Annotated in this window: 11 protein-coding genes; 8 read left to right on the top strand and 3 right to left on the bottom strand. The window is 63.8% G+C overall.

Going from position 1 to position 12,529, the window contains the following annotated elements; all coding sequences use genetic code 11:
* Positions 1-264 precede the first annotated feature (264 nt).
* From P0652_RS14755 to P0652_RS14745, 3 genes are read left to right on the top strand one after another with little or no spacing between them, the layout of a single operon-like run.
* Entirely contained in the window at positions 265-900 is a 636-nt protein-coding gene (locus tag P0652_RS14755) for a Maf family nucleotide pyrophosphatase (protein WP_284179617.1), read from the top strand.
* 5 nt (positions 901-905) lie between these two features.
* Positions 906-1,112, top strand: a complete 207-nt coding sequence (locus tag P0652_RS14750) for a DNA gyrase inhibitor YacG (RefSeq protein ID WP_284179616.1) — start codon at positions 906-908, stop codon at positions 1,110-1,112.
* Positions 1,113-1,133: 21 nt separating this feature from the next.
* Positions 1,134-2,189, top strand: a complete 1,056-nt coding sequence (locus P0652_RS14745) for an aldo/keto reductase (protein ID WP_284179615.1) — start codon at positions 1,134-1,136, stop codon at positions 2,187-2,189.
* 6 nt (positions 2,190-2,195) lie between these two features.
* Here the strand turns inward: P0652_RS14745 and P0652_RS14740 are convergent, their stop codons facing one another.
* The 3 genes from P0652_RS14740 to P0652_RS14730 form a co-directional block, all read right to left on the bottom strand.
* Positions 2,196-3,287: a CaiB/BaiF CoA transferase family protein gene (locus P0652_RS14740; RefSeq protein WP_284179614.1), complete on the bottom strand. Its 1,092-nt coding sequence runs from the start codon at positions 3,285-3,287 to the stop codon at positions 2,196-2,198.
* Positions 3,288-3,372: 85 nt separating this feature from the next.
* Entirely contained in the window at positions 3,373-4,506 is a 1,134-nt protein-coding gene (locus P0652_RS14735) for an acyl-CoA dehydrogenase family protein (RefSeq protein ID WP_284179613.1), read from the bottom strand.
* Between the two features lie 87 nt (positions 4,507-4,593).
* Positions 4,594-6,564, bottom strand: a complete 1,971-nt coding sequence (locus tag P0652_RS14730; protein WP_502947536.1) for an adenylate/guanylate cyclase domain-containing protein — start codon at positions 6,562-6,564, stop codon at positions 4,594-4,596.
* 299 nt (positions 6,565-6,863) lie between these two features.
* Here P0652_RS14730 and P0652_RS14725 point away from each other — a divergent pair, with 299 nt between their 5' ends.
* From P0652_RS14725 to P0652_RS14705, 5 genes are all read left to right on the top strand, one after another.
* Positions 6,864-8,456 (top strand): ABC transporter substrate-binding protein, encoded by a 1,593-nt coding sequence (locus P0652_RS14725; RefSeq protein WP_284179611.1) that lies wholly within the window; start codon positions 6,864-6,866, stop codon positions 8,454-8,456.
* An 83-nt stretch (positions 8,457-8,539) separates the two neighbouring features.
* Positions 8,540-9,517: an ABC transporter permease gene (locus P0652_RS14720; protein WP_284179610.1), complete on the top strand. Its 978-nt coding sequence runs from the start codon at positions 8,540-8,542 to the stop codon at positions 9,515-9,517.
* Positions 9,518-9,520: 3 nt separating this feature from the next.
* Positions 9,521-10,486 carry an ABC transporter permease gene (locus tag P0652_RS14715; protein WP_284179609.1) on the top strand — a complete coding sequence of 322 codons (966 nt, stop codon included), beginning with the start codon at positions 9,521-9,523 and terminating at the stop codon, positions 10,484-10,486.
* 3 nt (positions 10,487-10,489) lie between these two features.
* On the top strand, positions 10,490-11,509 hold the full coding sequence (locus P0652_RS14710) for an ABC transporter ATP-binding protein (RefSeq protein WP_284179608.1): 1,020 nt from the start codon (positions 10,490-10,492) through the stop codon (positions 11,507-11,509).
* The gene (locus tag P0652_RS14705; RefSeq protein WP_284179607.1) at positions 11,506-12,507 is read left to right on the top strand and encodes an ABC transporter ATP-binding protein; all 1,002 of its coding nucleotides are present in this window, start codon (positions 11,506-11,508) and stop codon (positions 12,505-12,507) included. The genes P0652_RS14710 and P0652_RS14705 overlap by 4 nt, the downstream gene beginning before the upstream one ends.
* Positions 12,508-12,529: the final 22 nt, after the last annotated feature.

Here is a 12,529-nt window from a genome sequence, read left to right as displayed (position 1 = left end):
TCATATGCCCGCACCGCGTAGCGCCCGAACCTGTCACGAAACTGACAGACCGGATGCGTGTCGCGGTTGTCCCCCTGTCGGAAAGTCGCCGACAACGAGCTTTGCACCAGACTGGCAGACATTGGCAGGGGCGACAAGAACCCATCGGGAATATGTTTGGCTGCAGGGTGCGGATGCATGGATGCGGTTGTGATCCGCGCCCGCTCTCGTTAGAACGGCGCGGTCGGGCCGCTGGGCCCTGCCGTGAGGGAAGTGGATATCCGCATGACGAAGGCGATCGACGGGATCGGCCGCTTGCTGCTGGCCTCTGCCTCGCCGCGCCGGTTCCAGCTTCTGGAACAGATCGGCATCAGCCCCGACCATGTTCTCGCCACGTCGATCGATGAAACGCCGCGCCAGCGCGAAAGACCCCGGGTCTATGCAGAACGCCTCGCCCGGGAAAAGGCAGAGGCAGCCTACAAGGCGACGCGGCATGATCCGGCGATTTCGGCATGCCATGTGCTTTCGGCCGATACCGTTGTGGCGCTGGGCTCGCGCATTCTGCCCAAGACCGAACTGGCCGCCGAAGCCGCGCAATGCCTGCGCCTGCTTTCGGGCCGGGCCCATCGCGTCTATACCAGTGTCGTCGTCATGTTGCCTTCCGGCCGCCAGTCGCAACGGCTTGTCGAGGCCCGCGTCCGCTTCAAGCGCCTGTCGGGCGACGAGATAGACGCCTATCTCGCCAGCGGCGAATGGGAGGGCAAGGCCGGCGGCTATGCCATCCAGGGCATTGCCGGCGCCTTCGTCACCAAGATTATCGGCTCCTATTCGGCCATTGTCGGCTTGCCGCTCTATGAAACCGCGTCGCTTCTGGCCGGAACCGGGTACCCGGTCCATCTGCGCTGGCTCAATCAGGCGTGACGGCCATGGCGGAAGCGAAGGACCCGACCTTGATCCGTGCGCCGCGCTGCCCCATCTGCGAGCGTCTGACGATTCAGCAATTCCGGCCGTTCTGCTCGAAACGTTGTGCTGATGTTGATCTCTCGCGCTGGCTCAACGGCATCTATGCCGTGCCGGAGCGGGACGAGGACGAAGGCGACGGCCACCGTTCTGACGAACCCTATTCCTCCTGAACTCCCGCAAAGGACCTGAACATGCAGCGTCGCCCGCTTGGCCGCACCGGACTTGATGTTTCCCTCATCTGCCTCGGCACCATGACCTGGGGCCAGCAGAACACCGAGGCCGAGGGACATGCCCAGATGGATTACGCCCTCGACCGGGGCGTGAATTTCTTTGACACGGCCGAACTTTATTCCATCCCTCCGGCAGCAGAGACGCAGGGCTCGACCGAGTGCATTATCGGTTCGTGGTTCGCCAGCCGGAAGAACCGCGACAAGGTGATCCTTGCCACCAAGGTGATCGGCCGTTCCGACATGACATGGTTCCGCAAGGATGGCTCGAAGGGGCGCCTGATCCGCAGCCAGATGGAAGAGGCGCTCGATTCAAGCCTCAAGCGCCTTCAGACGGATTATGTCGATCTCTACCAGCTGCACTGGCCGGACCGGGCCATGCCCTGGGGCTCGAACCCGACGCGCTTCAACCCGGCAGACTACAGGACGTCTGGCGAGGAAACACCGTTCCATGAGGTCCTCGAGATCCTCGCCGGCTTCATCAAGGCCGGCAAGGTGCGGCATGTCGGCCTCTCGAACGAGAGCGCCTGGGGCACGATGCGCTTCCTCGCCGAGAGCGAGGCGAAGGGTCTGCCGCGCATGCAGTCGATCCAGAACGCCTACAACCTGCTGAACCGCACGTTCGAGACCGCTCTGGCCGAAATCTGGCTGCGAGAGGATGTCGGCCTGCTTGCCTATTCGCCGATCGCGCAGGGCTATCTTTCCGGCAAGTATCTTGACGGTGCCCGCCCGGCCGGCGCGCGCTCGACGCTTTTCAACCGGGGTCAGCGGTACGAGAAGCCGGGCGCCGAGGCCGCCGTGCGTGATTATGTCGGCCTCGCCCGCGAATACGGCCTCGACCCATCTGTAATGGCGAATGCCTTTGTCAATTCCCGGCCCTTCGTGACATCGAATATCATCGGCGCGACGACGATGGAGCAGCTCAAGCTGGCCATCGATTCCGAGGGCGTGACGCTGAGCCCCGAACTCCTCGGCAAGATCGACCTCATCCACCAGCTGCGCGGCAATCCCGCGCCCTGAACCCTGTCACGCCCACGCCGCCAGGGCCGCCTCCAGCGAGGGGTGGTCCGGCGGAAGGGCCATGTCGGATGGCGGCGCGGCAGAAAATCGCGGGGCGGCAGCCGGCTGGATGGCACCATTGGCCAAAATGAAGGCCCCGCGTGCCCGGTTATGGGGATGATCCGGCGCTTCTTCCAGTGTCAGCACCGGGGCGAGGCAGGCATCGGTTCCTGCAAAATGCGCAGTCCATTCGTCACGCGTCCGGGTGAGGAAGACAGCTGCAAACGCCGCGATCTGCTCCGGCCAGCGCGCCTTGTCCATCCGCTCGGCCTCCGGCAGCACCGGCAGTCCGAGGCCTTGGCATAACGCTGCATAAAAGGGGCGTTCCAGCGCGCCGACGGCAACAAAATGCCCGTCACGGCAGGCATAGGTCCTGTAGAAGGGCGCCGCGCCGTCGAGGATGTTGGCCTCGCGGCGGCCGGAATCCCAGCGACCCTGCGCAGCGAGATCGGAAAACATCGCCATCAGCGAGATCGTGCAATCGGAAATCGCGCAATCCACAACTTGCCCTTGCCCTGTCTGCCGCGCCCGCAGTAGGCCAGCGAGTATGCCCATGGCGAGATACAGCGCGCCACCGCCGAGATCACCGACAAGGTTCAACGGCGGCACGGGCCGTTCGGCCGGCCCGATCGCCGAAAGCGCGCCCGTTATGGCAATGTAGTTGATATCATGCCCGGCTGTCGGCGCGAGCGGTCCGTCCTGGCCCCAGCCGGTCATCCGCCCATAGATCAGGGCCGGATTTTCGGCCAGCAGCACCTCGGGCCCGAGGCCAAGCCGCTCCATGACGCCCGGGCGGAAGCCCTCAATCAATGCATCGGCCTGCCGGGCCAGCGCCTTGACCTGCGCGAGATCCTGCGGTGACTTGAGATCTGCCGTGACGCTGGTCCGGTTCCGTCGAACCACCTTGTCCGTCCACGGGTCAGCGCCGCCCGGCCGGTCAATCCGAAGGATGCGCGCACCCATATCGGCGAGCAGCATCGCGGCGAACGGGGCAGGGCCGATCCCAGCAAATTCGAGGATGCGGATTCCGGAAAGCGGAAGGGCTTTTCCCTTGTTCATCAGAAGCTTGGCTCCGGAAACGGAATCAGGTCCGCAACGTGTTGAATCGCCTCCTGAAGGCGATGAATCAGAATATCAGCAGGGCTTATGCAAGGCTGCGGGCGATCAGCATCCGCTGGATATCCGAGGCGCCCTCATAGATCTGGCAGACGCGGACATCGCGATAGATCCGCTCCACCGGGAAATCCGCCAGATAGCCATAGCCACCGAAAATCTGGATCGCGGTCGAAGCCACGCGTTCCGCCATTTCCGAGGCGAAGAGCTTGGCCATCGAGGCTTCGTTCAGCGCGGGCTTGCCGGATTCCCGCAGGGCCGCAGCATGCATCACCATCTGCCGGGCGGCATGGATCTGCACCAGCATGTCGGCCAGTTTGAAGGCGATGGCCTGATGCTCGAACAGCTTGCGGCCGAAGGTCTCGCGCTCCTTGGCATAGGCGGTTGCGGCATCCAGCGCCGCCTGCGCCATGCCCACGGCCTGCGAGGCAATGCCGATCCGCCCGCCCTCGAGATTGGACAGGGCGATCCGATAGCCTTCACCTTCCTCGCCCAGCCGGTATTCGGCGGGAATGCGCATATCCTCGAAGATGAGCTGGCATGTATCCGAGGCATGCTGGCCAAGCTTGTCCTCGACGCGCCCGATCGTGTAGCCCGGCGTATCCGTCGGCACGATGAAGGCCGAAATGCCCTTCTTGCCCGCATCGGGGTTTGTCACGGCGAAGACGATGACGACATTCGCGTTCTTGCCCGAGGTAATGAATTGCTTCGTCCCGCTGATGACGTAATGGGCGTTTCCATCCGCGCGGGCGCGGGTTTTCAGCGCGGAGGCGTCTGAACCGGCCTGCGGCTCGGTCAGCGCAAAGCCGCCGATCCATTGCCCGGAAGCCAGCGGTCGGAGGAACTGCTCCTTCTGTGCCGGCGTGCCGAACGTGGCAATCGGCTTGCAGCCAACCGAATTATGCACGCTCATGATGGTCGAGACCGAGCCATCTCCGGCCGCGATTTCCTCCAGAGCCATGGCATAGGCGACATCGCCTACGGCCGAGCCGCCCCATTCCTCCTCGACCAGCATGCCGAGAAAGCCCAATTCGCCCATGGCCGAGAGCGTCTCGCGCGGAAAGCGCTTCTCGCGGTCCCAATCGGCGGCGAAAGGCTTGATCTGCTCGCGCGCGAAATCGCGCGCCATGTCGCGGATCATGATCTGGTCGTCGGTCGGCAGCATGGAAGCCCTCTCGGCTGGCAGGATGCCAGGATCGAACATGGATGCCGGCGCGCTGACAAGTCTCCTGCCTGACAGAGCGGCGCGATTTCAGGGCTTCGGGCGCTGGAAGGTCTTCACCTCCGATACATCGCCACCGACAAAAGTGAGGCGGATCGTCGCGCTCTCGATATCCGGGCGGATCCGAAGGAAGGGGAGGGAATTCGATGGGATCGCATGCGGGTTGGCCTCGTCGCACGGCGGCAGCTCGATCGCCTGGGCCGGTGTGTCGCCATTGAACCCGATCTCCACCTTCCGGATCGCGCAGCGATAGCTCACGAGGTGGGTGTAGTAGAGCAGGTGCTGGTTATGCCCCGTCCCGAAGGCGAGCCAGCTGGTCGAGAACCGGTCGAGAATGTCGCGCATGCCCCGGATCAGGCTCTCGCGCGGGTCGAAGCGCTTCACGCTGACCGGGCTCGTGACACCATTGGCGTCGAGATAGCGCAGCGCGATATCCGTCGCGTTTTGGTTCGGCGGCATCTCGAAGCTCGGATTGGCCATCGGCTTGCCCGTGCGTGGATCGATATTCGCCAACATGCCGGTCGGCTTGAATTCCGACGCATTCCCCAGCTTGACCTCGATTCGGGAAGCCGCCTCGGGAACGGTGATGGTTGCGATCCACCCGGCATTGTGGCGCATGAAGATCAGGCCGGGCTGGTCGCGCCCGTCGGCGAAGAAGGCCTTGAGAACGGCCTCCCGCTTTTGGGCGCGTTCGATCCATTGCGCCAGAACGCTCTGGTCCAGGAAGAACGGCACCAGCTTGCCCTCGCGTTCGGCGAGCAGGAAACGCTCGGTGGCCGCCAACTCACGGCGCCGGTCATCGATCGTCTGCCCGTTCTGGCGGTCCTCGCCGAATTCCTGCGCGATAAGGGCATGGACGGGCGCGTAATCCGGGTTCGCTTCGGCAAAGGCGCCAAGGCGCGTCTGCCGCTCGACACCCTCGAACTGCAGGATATGGACCAGCGCTGCCGCCCGGCCCTTGCCCTTCGAGAGTTCAGCAAAAACTTCGCGCGCACCGGCCCGGCCATCCTGCGTGCGGATGAGGCTGGCCAGGCGCATCAGCGGATCGAGATGGTCTGTACCGAGGCCTGCAAAGGCGAGATAGTCCCGCCGCGCTGCCGCAGCTTCGCCGCGGGCCTCGAACGAGCGCGCATTATGATAGAGTTCCGGCGCCGTCTTTGGATCGCGGACGATCCCGCCGGATTTTGCCAGCCGGTCGAAAGCCTCGGCCGGCGTCAGGTTTTCCGTCACGACGACGCTTGCCTGTTGCTGCGGCTTCGGCGGTTCGGCTGATGGCGGAGGCGCTGCCGGAACGGGAGCCGGAACGGGCTGGGCGAGTTGCGGTGCAGGCGCCGGAGGGCTACCGCGGTCGCGCCCCATCAGGAAGGCGCCGGCCGCCACGCCGATGGCCAGGGCGGCCGCGCCGGCCACGAAGGCCCCGACGGGCAGGGTTGCCTTGTCTGCCTTGGGGGCCGACCGGGCAGCTGCAATGGCGGCCATCTTGTCGCGCGGGCCCATCTCGATCTGGAAGGCGTGGACGGGATGCGGCAGGTTCTTGACCTCGCGGCTGCCGAGATCGCGAAAGGGCACGGAGATCTTGTTCGTCACCGCCTCGTGCACGTTACGCGAGACGCAGATGCTCCCGGGTTCGGCAAGGCTCTGCAGCCGCGCGGCGATATTCACGCCATCACCCAGGAGGTCGCCGTCGCGCTCCACCACGTCGCCAATGGAGATGCCGATGCGGAAATGCATCTGCCGGCTGGCCGGGAAGGCCATGTTCCGTGTCCGCAGCGATTCCTGGATATCGATCGCACAGCGGGTTGCCTCGACCGCGCTCGGGAATTCGCACATCACGCCGTCGCCGGCCGTGTTGAAAATCCGGCCGCCGGCCCGCTTCACGAAATCATCGAAGACCGTGCGGTACGATTCGAGCCGCGCCAGCGTCTCTTCCTCGTCCTCCGAGATCAGGCGGGTATATTCGGCGACATCCGCCGCCATGATGGCTGTGATCTTGCGCTTCACGTTCCGCTGCTCCGCCATCGCCACATGTCATGGCGCTCAACGAGGGTTCAAGGTGCCACACCATGCGCCGGCGCACAAAGCGGTGCTGTGCGGCGGCGCACAGTTTCCTGCAGGCAAGCAGCCCCGGCCACCGCTGGCGTGGTTCGGCGCCCGGTTATGCACCCGTTTTGCCGGTTCGAACGGTTCATTCGCAGGTTCCGGAGAATCCGCTTGATTTTACCGGGGCAAAACGGTCGACTTGCGCTACCAACAGCCCGGCCGTTCTTCGCAGCGGCGGCCGGTGACAAGGGAGAGTTGTGATGAATCTTCGGAAATTTCTGCTGGCCGCCGGTGCGGCCATCGCGTTGTCGGTGGCTCTGTCGCCGGCTCATGCGGTGACACTTCGTTATGCCAATCAGGGCGACCTGAAGTCGCTCGACCCCTACACGCTCAACGAAACCACGGCGAATGCCCATCTTGGCCATGTCTATGAGGGCCTGACCTCGCGCGGCAAGGACCTGAAGATCGGCCCGGGACTGGCCGAGCGCTGGGAAGTGCTCGACGGTGCCAAGCGCTGGCGGTTCTATCTGCGCAAGGGCGTGAAGTTCCACAACGGCGAGCCCTTCACCGCTGACGACGTGATCTTCTCGGCGGAGCGCGTCCGCGCCAACGGCTCGAATTTCCAGACGCGCGTTCCCAAGGGCGCGAAGTTCGTGAAGATCGACGACCACACGGTTGAGGTCCAGCTCGAGGGTCCGAACCCGATCATGCATGCCCAGTGGGATACCTGGTACATCATGTCGAAGAAGTGGGCCGAGGCGAACAACGCCGTCACCCCGACGCCGGCTGCCGCGACCACACCGAGCCACGCCTCGCTCAATACCAACGGAACGGGCCCGTTCCGGATCGAGAGCCACCAGCCGGGCGTGAAGACCGTCTTCAAGGCGAACGCCGCCTGGTGGGGCAAGAAAGAGCACAATCTCGACGAGATCATCTTCACGCCGATTCCGAACGATGCCACCCGCGTGGCAGCGCTCCTGTCGGGTGAAGTCGATGTCATCGAGCCGGTTCCGGTGCAGGATATCGCCCGTGTGAATTCCTCCACCAGTGCAAAGGTTCTGGCCGGGCCGGAACTCCGCACGATCTTTCTCGGGTTCGACCAGATCCGCGATGAGCTCCTTGAATCGAACGTGAAGGGCAAGAACCCCTTCAAGGATGTCCGCGTCCGGCAGGCTTTCAACATGGCCGTCGACAAGGAGACCATCAAGACGCGCGTCATGCGCAACCTGTCGACCCCGTCGGCCTTGATGATTGCTCCGTCGCTTTTCACCCATTCGAAGGACTTCACCAGCCCGAAATTCGATCCGGAAGCAGCGAAGAAGCTCTTGGCCGATGCCGGCTATCCGAATGGCTTCGAAGTGGGGATGGATTGCCCGAACGACCGTTACGTCAATGACGGCCAGATCTGCCAGGCCGTCGTCGGCATGCTGGCCCGGATCGGCGTGAAGGTGAACCTGAATGCCCAGCCCAAGGCGCAATATTTCGCCAAGGTGCTGAAGTCGGGTGGCTACAAGACCTCGTTCTATCTGCTCGGCTGGACCCCGGGCACCTTCGATAGCCACAATGTCTTGCATGACATCCATGGCTGCCGTTCCGCTGGATCTCCGCGCGGCGAGGCCAATCTCGGCGGCTATTGCAACAAGAAAGTCGACGAGCTGACCGACAAGATCCTTGTCGAGAGCGATCCGGTGAAGCGCGACGCCATGATCAAGGAAGCCTTCCAGATCACGACCGGCGAGTTCGGCTATGTTCCGCTGCACCAGCAGGCCCTCAGCTGGGGCGTTTCCAACAAGGTCGAGCTGTCGCAGCGTGCCGACAACTCGGTCCTGCTCTACTGGGCGAAGAAGAACTGACCTGGTCAACCCGAGGGGCGGCCTTTTCCTGCCGCCCCTTTCTTTTTTGATCCAGGCCTTTCCGCAAGAATTGGAACCGTTGCATGCTCGCGTTCGTGATCCGGCGCATCATGCAATCGGCGGCCGTCATGCTGGCGGTCGCGCTGATTGCATTCCTGATGTTCCGCTTTGTCGGCGACCCGGTGAACCAGATGGTCGGCGTGGATACGCCGCAGGATGAGGTGGCGCGGCTGCGTGAATCCCTTGGCCTGAATGACCCCACCATTGTCCAGTTCGGGCGTTTCATCTGGAATGCCCTGCATTTCAATTTCGGTGTGTCCTATCAGTTCCGCCAGCCGGTGACGCAGCTTCTGGCAGAGCGGGCGCCTGCCACGCTGGAACTCGCCTTCACCGCTGCGGCTTTCGCCCTGTTTGTCGGGCTCATCATGGGTGTCTATTGCGCCCTGCGCCGGGATTCCTGGCTTGCCCAGATCTTTCAGGCGATCTCGCTGATCGGCGTCAGCCTGCCCACCTTCCTGATCGGCATCCTGCTGATCTACCTTTTCGCGGTCGTGCTCGGCTGGCTGCCGTCAAACGGACGCGGGCAGGTCGTGAAATTTGGCGACTGGTGGACAACCGGCTTTCTCACAACCTCCGGGTTGAGAGCCCTGATCCTGCCGGCGATCACGCTTGGTCTTTTCCAGATGACGCTGATCATGCGCCTGGTCCGGGCCGAGATGCTGGAAGTCATGCGGACCGACTATATCAAGTTCGCCAAGGCCCGCGGTCTTCGCACCCGGTCAATCCATTTCGGACATGCGCTGAAAAACACGCTGATCCCGGTCATCACGATTGCCGGGCTTCAGCTTGGCTCGATCATTGCTTTCGCCATTATCACCGAAACCGTCTTTAACTGGCCCGGCATGGGCCTGCTCTTCCTGAAGGCGGTGCAGAATGTCGATATCCCGATCATGGCGGCCTATCTCATGCTCATCGGCTTCCTTTTCGTCCTCATCAACCTGCTGGTCGATCTGACCTACGGGCTGGTGGATCCGCGCCTGCGCATCGCGATGAGGAGCTAAGTCATGCCCACACCCACGCCCGAGGAGGTGAAGGGGCTGGTTGGCGGCGGCGCCGGCTCGCCCGTGATCCGCAAGATCCTCGATTCCGATATCCTCCATAGCTTCCGCTCGTCAAAGCTCACCATGGTGGCGGCGACAATCGTCTTCCTGTGCTTTTTCGGTGCCCTCTTCGCACCGTTGATCGCGCCGTTCGACCCGTTCGATCCGGCCAAGGTGTTTCTCTCGGATGCCTCGATCCCGCCGGTATGGCAGCAGGGCGGGGACCCGCGCTTCGTGATTGGCACGGATGATCAGGGCCGCGACATGTTCTCCGCCATCCTCTACGGGCTGCGCGTCTCGCTGGCCGTCGGCGGGCTCGGCGTGCTGCTGGCTGCAGTCATCGGCATCACCCTCGGCCTCGTGGCGGGCTATATGGGTGGCCGGATCGACGCGATCATCATGCGCATCGCCGATGTCCAGCTGACGTTCCCCGCCATCCTCATCGCCCTGCTGATCGATGGGGTTGCGCAGGGCCTGTTCCGCGGCCTCCCGCGCGAGCAATCGGCCATTCCGGTGCTGGTCATCTCGATCGGACTCTCGTTCTGGGTGCAATATGCCCGCACGATCCGGGGCTCCACGCTGGTCGAGAAGAACAAGGATTATGTGCATGCCGCCCGGCTGGTTGGCCTGCCGGCGCCCATCATCATGCTGCGGCATGTTCTGCCGAACGTGATCGGGCCGGTTCTTGTCATCCTGACGATCAATCTCGGCCTCGCCGTGATCACCGAGGCGACCCTGTCCTTCCTCGGGGTCGGCCTGCCGCCGACCCAGCCCTCGCTCGGCACGCTGATCTCGATCGGCAACAGGTACCTGTTCTCCGGCGATTGGTGGATCGTCGCCTTCCCGGGCGCCACCCTCGCCATTCTTGTGCTGGCGGTGAACCTGCTGGGCGACTGGCTGCGCGATGCGCTCAACCCCAGGCTGAGGTGAGAAATGACCGAACCCGTCATTTCCGTCCGTGACCTCCGGGTCGAATTCGTCACGCGCAAGGGCATCCTCCGCGCGATCGATGGCGTCTCCTTCGATATCATGCCCGGCGAGGTTCTGGGCGTGGTCGGTGAATCCGGAGCCGGCAAGTCCGTCACCGGTTCGGCGATTATCGGCCTGATCGAACCGCCCGGCCGCATTGCCGGCGGCGAGATCCGCCTGCATGGCCAGCGAATCGACAATCTCGACCCGGAATCCCTGCGCCGCATCCGGGGCCGGAAGATCGCCATGATCTTCCAGGATCCGTTGACTTCGCTCAACCCGCTCTACCGGGTTGGCGAGCAACTGGTTGAGACGATCCTCACCCATACCGATCTCGGGCCCGCAGCGGCCCGCGCCCGGGCGATCGAACTCCTCAACGAGGTCGGCATTCCCGCGCCCGAGCGCCGGATCGACGGCTATCCGCATGAATTCTCCGGCGGCATGCGCCAGCGCGTGGTGATCGCGCTTGCCCTCTGCGCCGAGCCGGATTTCATCGTGGCGGACGAACCCACAACCGCGCTCGATGTGTCGGTTCAGGCCCAGATCATCGCGCTCATCCGCAAGCTCTGCCGCGAGCGCGGCACCGCCGTCATGCTGGTCACGCATGATATGGGCGTGATCGCCGAGACTGCGGATCGCGTGGCGGTCATGTATGCGGGTCGCGTCGCCGAGATCGGCCCGGTTCGGGATGTCGTCAAGCACCCGCTCCACCCCTATGCGAAGGGCCTGATGGGGGCCATCCCCACGCTCGAGGCCGAGGCGGATCGGTTGGTCCAGATCCCCGGATCGATGCCGCGCCTGTCGAATATCCCGCAGGGTTGCGCCTTCAATCCGCGCTGCGACCGCGTCTTCGACCGTTGCCGGGTCGAGCGTCCGGATCCGGATATTCCGCGTTTCGGGCTGGAAGGGGAGGCCCCGCTCATGCCCGGTCACCGCGTCGCCTGCCATCTTTATACCCGGAACCCTGTCGAGAACGCCTCATGATGGCGCAAACGAAGCCCAGTGAAACCTTTGTCGAAGTGCGCGATCTCAAGCGCGTCTTCGATGTCTCGCGCCCCTGGCTCAACCGGGTGATCGAACGCCAGCCGAAGGCTTTCCTCAAGGCCGTGGATGGCCTGTCCTTTGATATCCGCAGGGGCGAGACCTTTGCCCTTGTCGGGGAATCCGGCTCCGGAAAGTCCACCGTGGCCCGGATGGCCGTGGGGCTCCTGCCGGTCACTGCCGGTTCGGTGCTGATCGACGGCGTGTCGATGACGGATGTGAAGGACAGCCAGACGCGGCAGCAGTTGCGCAAGCGGATCCAGATGATCTTCCAGGATCCCTATGCCAGCCTCAACCCGCGCTGGCGCGTCGAGCGGATCATTGCAGAGCCGATCCACGCTTTCGGCCTGCTGAAGGGCGAACAGGTGACGGCCCGTGTCGGCGAGTTGCTCACGCTGGTCGGCCTCCACCCGGATGATGGCCGCAAATATCCGCATGAATTCTCGGGAGGCCAGCGCCAGCGCATTGCCATTGCCCGCGCGCTTGCCTCCAGCGCTGAATTCATTGTCTGCGACGAACCGACTTCCGCGCTCGATGTCTCGGTCCAGGCCCAGATCCTGAACCTGATGCGGGACCTGCAGAAGGAATTCGGCCTGACCTATCTCTTCATCTCGCATAACCTGGCCGTGGTACGGCATATGGCCGACCGGATCGGTGTGATGTATCTCGGCAGGCTGGTTGAGATCAGCGAGGGCAAGCGGCTCTTCTCGGCGCCGCGCCATCCCTACACGCGCATGCTTCTGGATGCCGTGCCTGACCTTGGCATGACCGGCCGTCAGCGCCAGATGGTGGCCGGGGAGATCCCGAATCCGATCAACCCGCCTTCGGGCTGCACCTTCCATCCGCGCTGCCCGCTCGCCAACGAGCGGTGCAAGCGCGAACCGCCGGCAATGCTTGACGGTGTTGCCTGCCATGCCGTGCAGGAGGGCAGGGTTTCCTGACTGACCTGCCGGGCGGTTAAGC

Source organism: Rhabdaerophilum sp. SD176 (genome assembly GCF_030143245.1).
Lineage (GTDB): Bacteria > Pseudomonadota > Alphaproteobacteria > Rhizobiales > Beijerinckiaceae > Rhabdaerophilum.
Note: the sequence above shows the minus strand (reverse complement) of the source record. Positions and strands in the feature narration are given on the sequence as shown.